Origin of the sequence: Planotetraspora phitsanulokensis (assembly GCF_016863295.1) — a bacterium.
GTDB lineage: Bacteria > Actinomycetota > Actinomycetes > Streptosporangiales > Streptosporangiaceae > Planotetraspora > Planotetraspora phitsanulokensis.
Genome location: NZ_BOOP01000031.1, coordinates 47,292 through 63,288 on the forward strand (window position 1 = coordinate 47,292; position 15,997 = coordinate 63,288).

Below are 15,997 nucleotides of genomic sequence, written 5' to 3' on the forward strand. Positions count from 1 at the left end.
GGCACCGGGCGGAGGTCTGACGCGCATGCCGACACTGCTCGACGTCACCGACTTCGGGGTGCTCCCCGGCCACGACATCGACGCCGCGCCCGGGGTCCGGGCGGTGCTGGGCGCGGCGTGCGCCGTCGACGGCCCGGTGGTGCTCCGGTTTCCGCCGGGGGAGTATCACCTGTGGCCGGAGGGCGCGCAGCGCCGTGAGCTGTATGTCTCCAACACGGTGGGGGACGATCCGCGACATCGGGTCAAGACGATCGCGGTTCTTGCGGAGGCGGCGGACGATCTGGTGATCGCGGGGGAGGGCGCTCGTCTGGTGCTGCACGGGCTCCAGACGACCTTCGCGGTCGTCGACTCGCGGCGGGTGCGCGTCGAGGGGCTCGAGTTCGACTTCGCGGTGCCGACGGTGGTCGACGCCACGGTGGTGGACGCGGGTGTCGAGGCGGGGCGGCCGTTTCGGGTGATCCGGGTGCCGGAGGCCACGTTGTTCTCCGTCGAGGGGGCTTCGATCCGCTGGCACGGGGAGACGCTCGGCTCGGGAGAGGTGGCGTGGGAGGGGCGTGATGCGCTCGAGTACACCCAGATCCATGATCCGTCCGGCCGGTGGACGCGCCGGGGCCCGAATCCGCTTTTCGAGGGGGTCCGGTCGATCCGGCCGGTGGGGGAGCACGAGATCCGGATCGACTATGACCAGGGTGGTGAGCCTGCCGATCTGGGCCTGGTCTATGAGATGCGTCTGACGACACGTGATCATCCTGGCGCGCTGGTGCTCGACAGTTCCGAGGTGACCTTGTCGGGGTTGCGGTTCCGGTACCTGCACGGGTTCGGCGTGGTCGCTCAGACGAGCCGGGACGTCACTGTCGAGGGGTGTGAGTTCCAGACTCCGCCGGGCAGTGGCCGGTACACGGCGGGCTTCGCCGACTTCGTCCAGTTCTCCGGCTGCTCGGGCCGGGCGGTCGTGAGCGACTGCCTGTTCGACGGGCCGCACGACGATCCGATCAACGTGCACGGCACGTACCTGCGGGTCACCGGTCAGCCGGACCGCCGCACCCTCGAGCTGGAGTACCCGCACCCGGAGACGGCGGGCTTTCCCCAGTTCTCACCCGGTGAGCAGGTCGAGGTCGTCGATCGGGGGACGCTCCAGCCGATCGCGACCGCGACGGTGGAACAGGTACGACAGCCGAGCGGCAGCGCCCATGACCTGCCGCTGCGCACCATCGTCGTGACCGTCGACGCGGAGCTCCCGGACGATCTCACCGGATGGACCGCGGTGGAGAACGTCACCCGGACGCCGGCCGTCCACATCGCCCGCAACGTCTTCCGCAACGTGCCCACGCGCGGAGTGCTCGTGACCACCCGGCGTCCGGTCGTCATCGAGGACAACCGCTTCGAACGCACGGGGATGGCCGGAATCTACGTCTCCTGCGACGCAGACGAGTGGTGGGAATCCGGGCCGGTGCGCGATCTGACGATTCGCGGCAACGAGTTCGTCGAACCGGGCGGACCGGCGATCTTCCTCGATCCGAGGAATACGCGAAGCGACCCCGGGCGCGCGGTCCACAGCGGCGTGGTCGTGACGGACAACCGGTTCGTGCTCGACGGCGTGCCCGCGCTCGACGCGAAGAGCACACGCGGCATCCGCTTCCGGAACAACGGCATCGTCCGGCACGGCCGATCGACGCCCGACGTCGTCCTGCGGTCGTGCTCCGACGTGGGCGTCGAACTCGACGGTGCGGAGCCGAACGATCCTCAGTGAGATCGCCAGCGGGTGATCTCGCGCGCGATTCGCGGTCACTTGAGCATTTCTCAATCACTTGAAATTGGACGTGTGGGTCATGCCAGATCAGTCGCAACGGGGTGAGGCGTCGGTCGACCTCGCCCTCTACCGGCCCGTCGCCGTGTCGTCTACCGACTACGCCGCCACCCCCGCCGAGTTCGCGGTGGACGGGCTCGTCTTCACCGGCGTGCGGGGCAGCGGATGGCGGGCAGCGGACGGCGACCCTCAGTGGATCTCCGTCGACCTGCAGGCGGACTGCCGGGTCGAGTCCGTCCGCCTGACCTTCGAGGCCACAGCGGACGATCCGGTCTACACCCCATCCGCCGGCGACCATCCGCGCGAGGGCACGACCGGCCAGGAGATCCTGTCCAGCTGCGCGGTGGACTTCACGGTCGAGACGTCGCGGGACGACCGGTCGTGGACCACGGTTCACCGCACCACCGACGGGACCGGCGGCGTCGTGGAGATCGGCCTGGCCACCCCGGTCGTCGCGCGCTGGGTGCGGATGACCGTCCGCAGGCGCTCCGCCGCCGGACCCCTCGGGCTGAACGGCTTCGAGGTGTACGGCACGCCGCTGGCGGCCCGGCCTTCCGCCACCGGCTGGACCGACTGGGGGACCCGCGACCACGAGGCGCCCGCACTGCGGGTCGCGGCCGACGGCACGGTGCCGCTGGAGTCGGGCTGGACGCTGACCATGGACGAGTGGGCCGGCGGCCAGGGTGCCGACCTGTCCCTGCCGGGAGCGGACACCCGCCGCTGGCTGCCGGCGACCGTCCCGGGCACCGTGCTGACCTCGCTGGTCGACCAGGGCCACCTGCCCGACCCGGTGGCCGGCTTCGGCAACCTCCACATCCCCGAGGCCCTGTCACGGCACTCCTGGTGGTACCGGCGCGGCTTCCGCCTGCCTCGGGGCCTGCCCACAGGCCCCGGCCGTCACATCTGGCTGGAGTTCGACGGCGTCAACCACACCGCCGACATCTGGCTCAACGGCCGGCGGATCGGGACGCTGACCCACCCCTTCGCACGGTCCGCGCGCGACGTCACGGAGTTGCTCGCGACGGACGGCGAGCAGGCCCTGGCCGTGCGGATCACCCCGATGCCCTTCCCCGGCAGCCCCGCCGACAAGGGACCGGCAGGCCTGTCATGGGTGGACGCCGGCGCCGACATGATGAACCGCAACTCGCCGACGTACCTGGCCTCCTCCGGCTGGGACTGGATGCCGGCCGTACGTGACCGCGCCGCGGGCATCTGGAACCACGTACGGCTCCGCTCGACCGGCCACGCGGTCATCGGCGACCCCCGCGTGGACACCACGCTCCCCGATCTGCCCGACACCGGCGCCGCCGAGGTGACGATCGTCGTCCCGGTCCGCAACGCCGACGCCTCGGACAGGCGGGTGACGGTGTCCGCCTCGTTCGACGACGTCCATGTCTCCCAGACGGTCACGGTCGCCGCCGGTCATACCGCCGACGTCGCCTTCACCCCCGCCGCGTACGGGCGGCTGCGCCTGCGCGACCCCGAGCTGTGGTGGCCCAACGGATACGGCGAGCCCGCCCTGCACGACCTGACCCTCGTGGCCTCGGTCGAGGGTGTGGAGAGCGACCGGCGCACCACCCGGTTCGGCATCCGCCAGGTCGGCTACGAGTACGAGCCGCCGACGTCCTCCGGCGACGGCGCGGTCCCGTTGAAGATCAGCGTCAACGGCGTCCGGGTCTTCTGCCGTGGCGGCAACTGGGGCTGGGACGAACTGCTGCGCCGCATGCCGCCCGAGCGGATGGACGCGGCCGTGCGGATGCACCGCGACATGAACTTCACCATGATCCGCAACTGGCTGGGCAGCAGCGACCGGGAGGAGTTCTACGCCAGCTGCGACGAGCACGGCCTCCTCGTGTGGAACGACTTCCCCAACGCATGGGGCATGGACCCGCCGGACCACGAGGCGTTCCTCGATCTGGTGCACGACACCGTGCGCCGCTACCGCATCCACCCCAGCGTCGTCGTGTGGTGCGGGGCCAACGAGGGCGACCCGCCCGAACCGCTCGACAAGGGCATGCGCGAGGCGGTCCAGGCGGAGGCGCCCGGCGTGCTGTACCAGCACAACTCGGCCGGGGGGATCGTCAGCGGGGGCGGCCCGTACGGCTGGGTCGAGCCGGACCGCTATCACTCGCCGTCCACGCACGGCGGCGTCTTCGGCTTCCACACCGAGATCGGCATGCCCGTGGTGTCCACGGCCGAGAGCACGCGCAACCTCGTCGGCGACGAGCCGGAGTGGCCGATCGGCGGCCCGTGGTACCACCACGACTGGAGCGCCAAGGGGAACCAGGCGACGCAGGACTACCAGGCCGCCATCGAGGCGCGCCTCGGCGCGGCCACCGGGCTGGACGACTTCACGCGCAAGGCCCAGTTCGTGAACTACGAGAACCACCGCGCCATGTTCGAGGCGTGGAACGGTCACCTGTGGCAGGACGCGAGCGGCCTCATGCTCTGGATGTCCCACCCGGCCTGGCACAGCACGGTCTGGCAGACGTACGACTACGACTTCGACGTGAACGGCGCCTACTACGGAGCCCGCAAGGCGTGCGAGCCGGTCCATGTTCAGGCCGATCCGGGGGAGTGGCAGGTCATCGCCGTCAACCACACCCCGCGGGCGCTCACCGGTGTGACGGTGACGGCGGCCGCCTTCGACCTCGGCGGCCACCCGCTCGGCGCCCCGCGGCGGATGAAGGTCGACGTCCCGCCGTCGGCCACGGAGAAGGCGTTCACGGCGGGGTGGACGCCCGGCATGCCGGACTTCCATCTCCTCCGGCTGACTCTGGAGGACGGCCGGGGCCGCGTGTTGTCGGAGAACGTGTACTGGCGGTACCGGGAGGCCGCCCATATGACGGCGCTCAACGACGTCCCGCAGGTGAGGGTGTCGGCCGGCGCCGAGTGGGCCGCCACGACGGGGGCGCGCCGCGCGCTCACCGCGACGGTCACAAACCATGGCCCGGCGGTCGCGGCGATGGTACGGCTGTCGCTTCTGGACGACCTGACCGGCGAGCGGGTGCTGCCGACCCTGTACGGCGAGAACTACCTGTGGCTGCTGCCCGGCGAGTCGCGGGCTGTCACCCTCTCCTGGCCCGCCGCGTCGTTGCCCTCCGACCGGCCCGCCCTGCGGGTGGAGGGTTACAACGTGCCCCGGACGGTGACCCGGCCATAAGACTGAGAACCTTCCCGGCTGACGCCGGACTTGCCTAGACCTGCTTGCCGAAAAACTTCGGAGGCAGACCGCAGTACTGAGACGATCTCAGCCATTCGTCGACGTCCCCCTTCGGGAACCGGTACGACTTGCCGATCCTCACGAACGGTAGGTCATAGATGTTCTTGTAGACCCACTCTGGGGACACCCTGAGATACTCGGCTAGCTGCTCTGGGGTCATCAGTGCGTCAGCCATCATCGGTCACCTCCGAGGGAGCGCGTCTCGCCAAGCTACAGGCGGGGATGGCGTATGTCGTCTCCTACGCTCCCCACGCGATCCAACCGCACATCAATATGCCGACCCTTGGCCGTTCCTGGGCCTGCTGGTGCTCCACTCCTTTCGGAGATAGAGGAGTCCTTCCACAACGAGGATCGCCATCTGCGATGTGATCAGCCCTAACATCCCAATCAAGTACGAGGCTGGGGCCTCGGCCCCGGCGGAGAAGAACGACACCCAGCCGGCGCCTAGCCAGCCAAGAAGGATCAACCCAAGAGCGAGCCGAATTCTGCTCAAGACAGGGCGTGGAGCTTGCATGCCGCACACTCTCCCATGAACAAGTTCGCCGCAGCAGATCACCTCTGACAAGGTCGTCCACTCCCCACATGATCCCCACAGAGGGGACCAAAGGGCCTCCACCCGACTCCACGGCTCCGAACCTCGAAACCGATCCTGACCAGGGAGGACGACACTCCTCCGGATCACTCCGAAGCAGGGGACACTAGGCGGAAAACCCCTGTCGACACCATGCGCAGATTCGGCCGCATCTTCGGTGACCTGCCGTTTCACGGCCGGTGATCATGTACCAGCCGTACGGCCGTACCAGGCGCAAAGACGTCCGGCCATCGCCTGCGGCAGGTGTGTAGGCCTGGAAGTAGGAGCGGGCGCTCAGCGGTGCGGGGTTATCACCCGCAGGTCGGCCTCGATGCGGGCAGCCGTCGCCAGCAGCGGCGGCACCAGGTCCCGCCGCATCGACTCGACGGTGTAACGCGCCGCGTGCACCGGGATGTTGATGGCCGCGATGACCGAGCCCGTACGAGAACGGATGGGCGCCGCCACAGAGCGCAGCCCCTCCTCGAGTTCCTGGTCGACGATCGCGTACCCCTGGGTCCGGACGCGCTGCAACTCCGTGCGCAGAGCCTGCTCGGAGGTGATGGTCCGGGATGTGCGCGACTCGAGCCTGACCTCCTTGAGCCGCCGGTCCACCTCTTCGTCGGAGAGGTGGGCGAGGAGAACGCGGCCCATGGACGTGACGTACGCGGGGAAACGCGTCCCCACCATGATGGACACGCTCATGATGCGGCTGGTCGGCACCCGGGTCACGTAGACGATGTCGTCTCCGTCGAGCACCGACATGGACGCCGACTCCTTCACCTCGGCGACCAGTCGCTCCAGTTGGGGTTCGGCGATCTCCGGGAACGAGAGGCTGGACAGGTACGAATATCCCAGCTCGAGCACGCGCGGGCTGAGCCTGAACAGCCGGCCGTCCGAACGCATGTAGCCCAGATCGACCATGGTGAGCAGAAAACGGCGGGCGGCGGCCCGGCTGAGGTCGGACCGCGCCGCCACTTCGCTGAGCGTGAGTGCGGCGTTGTCGGCGTCGAAGACACGGATCACGGCGAGTCCGCGCTCCAGGGACTGGACGAAGTAGGCACCACGCCCCGGGTCGGTCATCGGGCCCTCCGTTTGTCCCCAGTGAGCTGCCAGCCTACTGGGAACGCCGTCGCGTACTGGACTCGCGCACATGGCCGGCTTCGATCGGCGACGGCTCCGCATCCGGGACCGGATCGTCGACTCCTGAGCGTTCACCAGGTGAGTTCGTCACGCGCACATTCGTGCGATCTGGGCGTGAGCCTACGGTCCGTGCAGGCGAAGCGTCAAACCTCAATCTCTCCCCTCAGATGGGCGCTTATCCACGTCTGTAACAACTTCGACATGAGCATTGACCCGGAGAAGAGTGCGCTTTAAGTTCCGCTCGAGAACTTGCGTGCGATATCCGCACACAATCATGGCCAGCGGGGGGATTGCCCAGGGAGGGTCTATGCGTCGTCTGATCACCCGACTCGCTGTCGCCGCGGCACTCGTCGCCGCGTCGGCGGCATGCGGGTCCTCCAGCCCTTCGACCGGCACAGGAGGAACCAACCAGGTCGACAACGTCAAGGTCGGGGTCATCCCGATCGTCGATGTGGCGCCTATTTATCTGGGGAAGGAAAAGGGCTTCTTCAGCAGCAGGAAGCTCAACCTCACGCTGGAGAGCGGCCAGGGTGGTGCGGCGATCGTGCCCGGCGTGGTCAGCGGGCAGTTCCAGTTCGGGTTCAGCAACGTGACCTCGCTGATGATCGCCCAGACCCAGGGCGTGCCCCTGAAGGGGGTCGCCAACGGGAACGCCTCGACCGGCAAGGACGGTGAGGACTTCGGCGCCATCGTGGTGAAGGGCGACAGCCCGATCCAGTCCGCCAAGGACCTGGCGGGCAAGAAGGTCGCGGTGAACACCCTGAAGAACATCGGCGACACCTCGGTCCGCGCGTCCGTGCGCAAGGCCGGCGGCGATCCGAGCACGGTGGAGTTCGTCGAGATCGCGTTCGCGCAGATGCCTGCGGCGCTGGACGCCGGGCAGGTCGACGCGGCGTGGGTGGTCGAGCCGTCCCTCGCCGCGGTGAAGGCCGCCGGCGGTCGGATCGTCGCGTCCAACTTCGTCGACGTCGCTCCGGACCTGACCGTCGCGCTCTACTTCACGTCCGAGAAGCTGATGGCCGACAACCCGGATCTGGTCAAGCGGTTCCAGGAGGCCATGCGCGAGTCGCTGACCTACGCCGACGGCCACCCCGACGAGGTGCGCAAGATCCTCTCCACGTACACGAAGATCGACGCCGCGACCATGTCCACGTTGGTCCTGCCCAAGTGGCCGGCGGAGCCCAACCGGGCCTCGCTGGACGAGTTGGCCAAGCTCGGCCAGCAGGACGGGCTCTTCACGAAGGCCCCCGATCTGGACAAGCTCCTTCCATGACATTGACCGAGCGAACGAGTGGGGGCGGTCCGCCGGCCGCCCCCGCCTCGGGGGACGGGCGACCCGGGCGGCGCCGGGGAGCGACCGCATGGCTGGGCCTCGCGGGTCTGGGCACGCTTCTCGCGGTGATGGAGATCGTGCCCCGCGTCGGCCTGGTCTCGCCGAAGTACTTCCCGCCGACCAGCCGCGTCGCTCAGGCCCTCGCCGGGGAGGTGACGGACCAGGCGTTCTGGGTCGCGCTGGGCGACACGCTCAAAGGCTGGGCCCTGGGGTTGCTGATCGCGACGGTCGCCGGGGTGGTGCTCGGCGTGCTGATCGCCGCGGTCCCGGTGCTGCGTGAGTACACCGCCTCCACCATCGAGTTCCTCCGGCCGATCCCCTCGGTCGCGCTGATCCCCCTCGCGGTGCTGCTGTTCGGCACGGACATCCGCTCCACCCTGCTGCTCGTCGTGTACGCGTCGTTCTGGCAGGTGCTCGTCCAGGTCCTGTACGGCGTGCAGGACGTGGACCCGGTCGCCGATGAGACGGCACGCAGTTATGGACTGTCCGCCCTCGCCAGGGTCCGGTACGTCCTGTGGCCGACCGCGCTGCCCTATGTGATGACGGGAGTACGGCTGGCCGCCGCCGTCGCGCTGGTCCTGGCCATCACCGCGGAACTCGTCATCGGCGCGCCCGGCCTCGGCGCCCGCATCGCGGTCGCGCAAACCTCCAACGCCGTCCCCGACATGTACGCGCTGGTGACCGTCACCGGTCTGCTCGGCGTGCTGGTCAACCTGGGCGCTCGCGCGGTGGAGCGCCGGACCCTCGCGTGGCACCAGTCGGTACGTGGAGAGGTAGCGGTATGACCCGAATCGCGCGCAAGGTGGCCGCCGCCCTCGCACTGCCCGTGGTCCTGTTCGCCATCTGGTGGCTGGCCACCGAGAACAGCGCGAACTTCTACTTCCCGTCGCTGCGGGTGATCGTGAGCTCGTTCGGCGAGGTGTGGACCGGCGACCGGCTGGCCACCGACGTCCTGCCCAGTGTGCTGCGCCTGCTGTGCGGATACCTGGCCGCCGTGGTCATCGCCGTGGCCGCGGGCGTCGTCATCGGGTCATCTTCCCGCGTCCGCGCATTCGCCGAGCCCGCGCTCGAGTTCCTGCGGGCGATCCCGCCGCCCGTCCTCGTGCCGATCATCATGCTGTTCGCCGGGATCGGCGACGTGATGAAGATCGTGGTCATCGTGTTCGGCTGCGTCTGGCCGATCCTGCTGAACACCGTGGAAGGAGTACGCGCCGTCGACGGGGTCCTGCTCGACACCGCCCGCTCGTACGGCATCGGCGGCGCGGCCCGGCTCCGGCACCTGGTGCTGCGTTCCGCCAGCCCGCAGATCTTCACCGGCATGCGGCAGGCCCTGTCCCTCGGCATCATCCTGATGGTCATCAGCGAGATGTTCGCCGCCAGCAACGGGCTGGGCTTCGCCATCGTGCAGTTCCAGCGCAGCTTCGCCATCCCCGGCATGTGGAGCGGCATCCTGCTGCTCGGACTCCTCGGCTTCCTGCTGTCCCTGGTGTTCCGCCTCGTCGAGGGCCGCGCACTCAGCTGGTACCACGGTCTGCGCCGTTCCCAGCGGTCGTGACCACGCCCTCCCCGTTCCCCCGAAAGGAGACGCCCATGCTGGATGTGCGCGGCCTGCAGAAGGTCTACAACGGAGGCGCACGCCAGGTCGAGGCCATTCGCGACCTCACGTTCACGCTCTCCGCCGGAGAGCTCGTCTGCCTGGTGGGACCGTCCGGATGCGGCAAGACCACCCTTCTCAAGTGCATCGGCGGACTGCTCACGCCGACCTCCGGTGAGGTGCTGCTGCAGGGCAGGCGGGTCACCGGCCCGCCGCCCGGCATGGCGGTGGTCTTCCAGGAGTACGGCAGGAGCCTGTTCCCCTGGCTGCGCGTGGGCGAGAACGTCGAGTTGCCGCTGCGCCAGAAGGGCCTGCCGAAGGCCCGACGCAGGGAACTCGTCACCGAGGCGCTCGCCGCGGTGGGGCTGGCCGACGCGGAATCGGCGTACCCGTGGCAGTTGTCCGGCGGGATGCAGCAGCGGGTGGCGATCGCCCGGGCCGTCGCGTTCGAACCCGAGGTGCTGCTGATGGACGAGCCCTTCGCGGCCGTCGACGCGCAGACCCGGGCGGATCTGGAGGACCTGGTCCGCGCGCTGTGGCACAAGCTCGGGGTGACCATCCTCTTCGTCACCCATGACATCGACGAGGCCGTCTACCTGGGGCAACGTGTCCTCATCCTGTCCTCCTCGCCTACAGTCGTGCGGGAGGAGCTCACCATCGATCTGCCCGACACCCGCGACCAGCTGCACACCCGTGGCGACCCGCGGTTCACCGCGCTCCGCACCCATGTCCAGGAGCAGATCCAGGCCGCCAAGCGGGGGCTGCCGTCGCCCTCGACGGCCGGCGACGAGGAGGCGTGACGGGCACGCGGCCGTGGCCTCCCCCCTCTCGCCCGAATCGCCCGCGGAGGGCTGCAATACGCTGGCTTCGTTCACTTAGAGAACCATTGTTCGCATGCCAAACAGATGAGGAAGGGGTGGCATGGGTTCGGCCTACGTCTACGCCGCGGCGCGTACACCGTTCGGGAGGTTCAACGGGGCGCTCGCCGGCATCCGGCCGGACGACCTGGCGGACACCGCGTTGCGCGGCGTCCTGGCCAAGGTCCCGGAGCTGGATCCGGCGGAGATCGGCGATGTGGTGTGGGGCAACGCCAACGGCGCGGGTGAGGACAACCGCAACGTCGGCCGCATGGCCGTGCTGCTGGCGGGGCTGCCGGTGACCGTGCCGGCCACCACGGTCAACCGGCTGTGCGGGTCGAGCCTGGACGCGGCCATGATCGGCTCGCGGACCATCGAGAGCGGCGACGCCGACATCGTGGTGACCGGGGGAGTGGAGTCGATGACGCGGGCCCCGTGGGTGTTGCCCAAGCCCTCGCGCGCCTTTCCCGCGGGCGACGCGACCGCCGTCTCCACCACGCTCGGCTGGCGGCTGGTGAACCCGCGGATGCCCAAGGAATGGACGGTCTCTCTCGGCGAGGCCAACGAGCAACTGGCGGAGCGGTTCTCCATCCCGCGTGAGCGGCAGGACGCCTTCGCCGTGCGGTCGCACGCGCAGGCCGACGCGGCATGGAACGCCGGGTTCTACGACGACCTGGTCGTGCCGGTCGACGGCGTCGGCCTCGCACGGGACGAGGGGATCCGGCCCGGCACGACGCCGGAGGTGCTCGCCGGGCTGAAGCCGGCCTTCCGCCCTGACGGCACCATCACGGCCGGAAACGCCTCGCCGCTGAACGACGGCGCCTCCGCGGTCCTGCTCGGGTCGGAGGCCGCCGCGGGCCGCCTCGGAGCCGACCCCGTCGCGCGCGTCGCCGGCCGGGGCGCGTCCGCGCTCGAGCCCCAGATGTTCGGATACGCGCCGGTCGAGGCCGCCAACCAGGCATTGCGGCGGGCGAACATCGGCTGGCGCGACGTCGGCGCCGTGGAGCTGAACGAGGCGTTCGCCGTCCAGTCGCTGGTGTGCCTGGACGCGTGGAAGGTCGACCCGGAGATCGTCAACGCCAAGGGCGGCGCCATCGCCATCGGTCACCCGCTGGGCGCGTCCGGCGGGCGCATCCTCGGCACGCTCGCCCACGTGCTGCGCGAGCGGCGCGAGCGGTGGGGCGTCGCCGCCATCTGCATCGGCGTCGGCCAGGGCCTCGCCGTGGTCCTCGAGAACGTGAGCGCGCGATGACCGCGGTCCTCGGCGATCCCGACGAGGCCTTAGCCGGGATCGCGGACGGCTCCACCGTCCTGATCAGCGGCTTCGGCATGGCCGGCATGCCGGTCCGGCTCATCGACGCGCTGATCCGCCAGGGCGCGGCGGATCTGACCGTGGTCTGCAACAACGCCGGAAACGGGGACACCGGCCTGGCGGCGCTCCTCGCCGCCGGGCGGGTGCGCAAGGTGATCTGCTCGTTCCCGCGCCAGAGCGACTCGTGGGTGTTCGACGGGCTCTACCTCGCGGGGAAGGTCGAGCTGGAGGTCGTGCCGCAGGGCACCCTCGCCGAGCGCATGCGCGCGGCCGGCGCCGGCATCGGCGCCTTCTACTGCCCCACCGGGGTCGGCACCCCGCTGGCCGACGGCAAGGAGACACGCACCATCGACGGCCGCGACTACGTGCTCGAGTACCCGATCAAGGGAGACGTCGCGCTCATCGGCGCCCACATCGGCGACCGGATGGGCAATCTCGTCTACCGCAAGACCGCCCGCAACTTCGGGCCCGTCATGGCGACCGCGGCGACGTTGACGATCGCGCAGGTGAGACGGGTCGTCGAGACCGGCGAGCTGGACCCCGAGGCCGTGGTCACCCCATCGATCTACGTCGACCGGATCCTGGACCTGAGCGAAGCGGAGGCCGCCCCATGATCATCGCCCCGGACCCCGCCGGCCGTACGACGGAACACCTCGGCCGCGGCCCGCTCAGCCGGGACGAGCTCGCGGCCGTCGTCGCCCGGGACATCCCGCGCGGTTCCTTCGTGAACCTCGGCATCGGCCAGCCGACGATGGTCGCCGACCACCTTCCGGCGGACGCGGGGGTCGTCCTGCACACCGAGAACGGCATGCTCGGCATGGGGCCGGCCGCCGACGGCGACGAGATCGACCACGACCTCGTCAACGCCGGCAAGATCCCGGTGACCGAACTGCCGGGCGCGTCGTACTTCCACCACGCCGACTCCTTCGCGATGATGCGCGGCGGCCACCTCGACGTGTGCGTCCTCGGCGCCTTCCAGGTCTCCGAACGCGGCGACCTGGCCAACTGGCACACCGGCGCCCCCGGCGCCATTCCCGCCGTCGGCGGCGCCATGGACCTGGCCACCGGCGCCAAGGACGTGTTCGTCATGATGACGCTGTTCAGCAAGGACGGGACACCCAAGCTCGTCCCCGAATGCACGTATCCGCTCACCGGGCTGGCCTGCGTGAGCCGCCTCTACACCGATCTGGCGGTCTTCCGCATCACGCCGGACGGCGTCACGGTCGTCGAGACGTACGGCACGACCGTGCGCGAGCTCGCCTCCCGGCTGGACGTCGCCCTGCGCACCCTGGACGACGACTAGCGCGGGTAGCCGGTCAGGAACCGTCTGGGCCGCGGGCGCCCATGCCGGAGACGATCAGGCCGTCGCGGAAGGTCAGGACCTCGACGGCCGATTGACCGGTCTGATGCCGGTAATCGATCACGATGGTGTCGAGGCCGACGTACACCGCGACGACCTCGAACCGCAGGCCGGGATTGCGCCGCAGGCCCTCGGCCCAGTACGCGCGCAGCGCCTCGACGCCGCGGACGACACCGTCGGACCCGTCGATGATCCGTGCGGCCAACGGCGACCGGAAGACCACCTCATCGGCGTAGTGCGTCATGATCCGATCGAGGTCATGGGAATTCCAGCCCGCCGCCCACTCCTCGGCGAACCGCCGTGCCTCAGCGTGATCCATGCCTGCTCCTGCCATCACGATCCCGTCCCCGCCTGGACCTGCCCAAGGGCCGCCGCGCCCGCGCTCCTTGGCGGACGGTCGAGCGGGAGGCCGAAGGAGCTGAACAGGTCGGCGCGGTGGAAGGCGAGCACCGAGGACACGCCTTCTCCGGTCAGGGTGAGCACCTGGATCGAGTGCGCGTGGAAGACGCCGTCGCGGCCGCGGACGTACTTCGCGAACGCCGGCTGCCCGTTCGCGGACGTCTCCACCATGAGGCGCAGGCCCGCGCCTGGCGTCAACTTCGCCCGGATCAGGCGCAGTACGTCGGCGCGGCCGTCGAACCAGGTCGGGATCGGCGGCATCTCCCACCGGGTGTCCTGAGTCAGCAGATCTTCCAGGGCGGCCAGGTCCGCCGTCTCGAAGGCCTTGGCGTACTGGTCGAGCAGGGCACGGCGTGCGGGCTCGTCCGGTTCGCTGAACTGGTCCTCGGCGGGTGCGAGCCTGGCCAGTTCGGCCCGGGCCCGCTGGAGCGCGCTGTTGACCGCCGCGGTGGTCGTCTCGAGCAGACCGGCGACCTCGGACGCCTGCCAGGCGAGCACGTCACGCAGAATCAGAACCGCGCGCTGCCGCGGCGGCAGGTGCTGCAGCGCGGCGACCATCGCCAGCCTGAGGCTCTGCCGAGTCCCCACGACCTGAGCCGGGTCGGCGCTCATCAGCAGGTCGGGGAACGGCTCCAGCCAGCGGACCTCCAGGGCCTCCGCCTCGATGTCATCCGGGTCGATGCCGGGAGCGCCCAACGCCGACGGCACCATCCGGCGGCTGCTGTGCTGAAGGGCGTTCAGGCAGACCCGGGTCGCGATCCGGTAGAGCCAGGTCCTGACCGACGAGCGGTGCTCGAACTCCGCGAACCCCCGCCACGCCCGCAGGTACGTCTCCTGCACCGCGTCCTCCGCGTCGTGCAGGGACCCGGACATCCGGTAGCAGTGGGCGAGCAGTTCGCCCCTGTACTGTGCGAACTCGTCCTCGAGGTTCATCTCAACTCCTCGACCGGCTCCTGCCGGGCGGCCGGTGCGCCCGGACGTGTCGTACGCGGCATGGCGATCCCGAGTCCCGCGAGTGCTCCGAGCAACGACAGTACGCCGCAGACGGCCAAGGCTCGGGAGAACCCGGTGGTGAAGGATTCGTAGCCCCCGGCGGCGGCGAACACCGCGGCCAGGACGGCGACCCCGACGACGCCCCCGAGCTGCCGCATCATGCTGTAGACGCCGGAGGCGATGCCGACGGCCTCGCGGGGCAGCGCTCCGATGCTGGCGCTCTGCGTCGCCGGCATCGCCATCGAGACGCCGCAACCGGCGACGATGAGCGGTGGCACCAGTTCGGAGTAGTGGACGGCGCCGCCGCTGATCCGGCTGATCCAGAACATGCCGGCCGCCTGCAGGGCCAGCCCGGTCACCACCAGCGGACGTTCACCGATCCGGTCCACAAGACGGCCGGCGACGGGCGCGATCACGAACAGCGTGGCCGTCCATGGCAGGAGCTGCAGCCCGGCCTGCAACGGGCCGGAGCCGAACGCGGCCTGCATGAACTGGGCGAGGAAGAAGACGGCGCCGAAGAGCGCCGCGGTCAGGAAGAAGCCTGCCGCGTTGCCGGCGGAGAACGCCCTCAACCGGAAGAACGCCAGCGGCACCATCGGCTGCGGCGTGCGCCTCTCCCAGGCCAGGAACCCCAGCAGCAGGAGGCCGCCGAGCACGAACGACCCGATCACCTCCGGGCTGTTCCATCCCACAGCGGCCCCGCGGACGACGCCCCAGACGACGCCGAGGACGGCGAGGGTGATCAGCGTCGCTCCGCCCGGATCGAGCCGGCGAGCCGCTCCCGTGCTCTCGGGGATCCACCGCAGGACGAGGACGATCGCCAGGGCACCCACCGGCACGTTGATCCAGAAGATCCACTGCCAGGCGAGCCCCTCGGTGACGGCGCCGCCGATCATCGGACCGCCCAGCACCGCCAGACCGGTCAGGCCGCTGAAGACGCCGATCGCCCGGCCGCGGCTTTCTGGCGGGAAGGCCGCACCGAGCAGGCTCATCGCCAGCGGCATCACGATGGCCGCGCCGACTCCCTGGACGGTCCGGGCGGCTATCAGCATCGGCACCGAGGTCGCCAGCGCGCAGACGCCCGACGCGACGGAGAAGAGGGAGAGTCCGGCCGCGAACGTCCGGCGCCGGCCCCACCGGTCGCCGACCGCCGCGGCGGTCACCAGCAACATCGCGAGGCTGAGGCTGTAGGCGTTCACCGTCCATTCCAGCTGTTCGATCGAGGCGCCGAGATCCCGCCTGATGGTGGTCAGCGCCGACGCCACCACCAGGACGTCGAGCGCCACCATCACCGAGCCGAGCGAGGTCAGGCCCAGCACCCGGCGTTGCTCGACAGTCGTCCGTTCCTTGCCACTCACTGAGGTCCTCCAGAAGTTCGCCGTCACCGGTACTGACAGCGACGGGGGAG

General features: G+C 70.0%; 14 protein-coding genes. 9 read left to right on the forward strand and 5 right to left on the reverse strand.

Features of this window, described 5'->3' with window-relative positions; genetic code table 11:
• Window positions 1-25 precede the first annotated feature (25 nt).
• Together Pph01_RS30835 and Pph01_RS30840 are read left to right on the forward strand one after the other, a co-directional pair.
• Entirely contained in the window at window positions 26-1,750 is a 1,725-nt protein-coding gene (locus Pph01_RS30835) for a right-handed parallel beta-helix repeat-containing protein (protein WP_204076689.1), read from the forward strand.
• 79 nt (window positions 1,751-1,829) lie between these two features.
• Window positions 1,830-4,970: a glycosyl hydrolase 2 galactose-binding domain-containing protein gene (locus Pph01_RS30840; protein WP_204076690.1), complete on the forward strand. Its 3,141-nt coding sequence runs from the start codon at window positions 1,830-1,832 to the stop codon at window positions 4,968-4,970.
• 34 nt (window positions 4,971-5,004) lie between these two features.
• On the opposite strand, the gene Pph01_RS30845 is transcribed toward Pph01_RS30840, so the two are convergent.
• Together Pph01_RS30845 and Pph01_RS30850 are read right to left on the reverse strand one after the other, a co-directional pair.
• Window positions 5,005-5,205: a helix-turn-helix domain-containing protein gene (locus Pph01_RS30845; protein WP_204076691.1), complete on the reverse strand. Its 201-nt coding sequence runs from the start codon at window positions 5,203-5,205 to the stop codon at window positions 5,005-5,007.
• Window positions 5,206-5,895: 690 nt separating this feature from the next.
• Window positions 5,896-6,681 (reverse strand): IclR family transcriptional regulator domain-containing protein, encoded by a 786-nt coding sequence (locus Pph01_RS30850; protein WP_204076692.1) that lies wholly within the window; start codon window positions 6,679-6,681, stop codon window positions 5,896-5,898.
• Window positions 6,682-7,048: 367 nt separating this feature from the next.
• Between Pph01_RS30850 and Pph01_RS30855 the strand changes: the two genes are divergently transcribed.
• The 7 genes from Pph01_RS30855 (at window position 7,049) to Pph01_RS30885 (ending at window position 13,140) form a co-directional block, all read left to right on the forward strand.
• The gene (locus tag Pph01_RS30855; RefSeq protein ID WP_204076693.1) at window positions 7,049-8,014 is read left to right on the forward strand and encodes an ABC transporter substrate-binding protein; all 966 of its coding nucleotides are present in this window, start codon (window positions 7,049-7,051) and stop codon (window positions 8,012-8,014) included.
• Window positions 8,011-8,859, forward strand: coding sequence for an ABC transporter permease (locus Pph01_RS30860; RefSeq protein ID WP_204076694.1), 849 nt, complete (start codon window positions 8,011-8,013; stop codon window positions 8,857-8,859). Before Pph01_RS30855 ends, Pph01_RS30860 begins: the two co-directional genes overlap by 4 nt.
• Window positions 8,856-9,629, forward strand: coding sequence for an ABC transporter permease (locus Pph01_RS30865; protein WP_204076695.1), 774 nt, complete (start codon window positions 8,856-8,858; stop codon window positions 9,627-9,629). Before Pph01_RS30860 ends, Pph01_RS30865 begins: the two co-directional genes overlap by 4 nt.
• Window positions 9,630-9,664: 35 nt before the next feature.
• On the forward strand, window positions 9,665-10,468 hold the full coding sequence (locus Pph01_RS30870; RefSeq protein ID WP_204076696.1) for an ABC transporter ATP-binding protein: 804 nt from the start codon (window positions 9,665-9,667) through the stop codon (window positions 10,466-10,468).
• A gap of 121 nt (window positions 10,469-10,589) precedes the next feature.
• Complete coding sequence (locus Pph01_RS30875; RefSeq protein WP_204076697.1) at window positions 10,590-11,777, forward strand: thiolase family protein; 1,188 nt, start codon at window positions 10,590-10,592, stop codon at window positions 11,775-11,777.
• Entirely contained in the window at window positions 11,774-12,451 is a 678-nt protein-coding gene (locus tag Pph01_RS30880) for a 3-oxoacid CoA-transferase subunit A (protein WP_204076698.1), read from the forward strand. Before Pph01_RS30875 ends, Pph01_RS30880 begins: the two co-directional genes overlap by 4 nt.
• Window positions 12,448-13,140 carry a 3-oxoacid CoA-transferase subunit B gene (locus tag Pph01_RS30885; RefSeq protein WP_204076699.1) on the forward strand — a complete coding sequence of 231 codons (693 nt, stop codon included), beginning with the start codon at window positions 12,448-12,450 and terminating at the stop codon, window positions 13,138-13,140. The genes Pph01_RS30880 and Pph01_RS30885 overlap by 4 nt, the downstream gene beginning before the upstream one ends.
• 13 nt (window positions 13,141-13,153) lie before the next feature.
• Here Pph01_RS30885 and Pph01_RS30890 read toward each other — a convergent pair whose 3' ends face one another.
• Genes Pph01_RS30890 through Pph01_RS30900 form a run of 3 tightly spaced genes read right to left on the reverse strand, consistent with a single transcriptional unit; the run spans window position 13,154 to window position 15,947 of the window.
• The gene (locus tag Pph01_RS30890; RefSeq protein WP_204076700.1) at window positions 13,154-13,516 is read right to left on the reverse strand and encodes a nuclear transport factor 2 family protein; all 363 of its coding nucleotides are present in this window, start codon (window positions 13,514-13,516) and stop codon (window positions 13,154-13,156) included.
• 14 nt (window positions 13,517-13,530) lie between these two features.
• Complete coding sequence (locus Pph01_RS30895) at window positions 13,531-14,529, reverse strand: sigma-70 family RNA polymerase sigma factor (protein WP_204076701.1); 999 nt, start codon at window positions 14,527-14,529, stop codon at window positions 13,531-13,533.
• A complete protein-coding gene (locus tag Pph01_RS30900) occupies window positions 14,526-15,947 on the reverse strand; it encodes a DHA2 family efflux MFS transporter permease subunit (protein WP_204076702.1) in 1,422 nt (473 codons plus the stop codon). Before Pph01_RS30900 ends, Pph01_RS30895 begins: the two co-directional genes overlap by 4 nt.
• Between the last annotated feature and the right edge of the window lie 50 nt (window positions 15,948-15,997).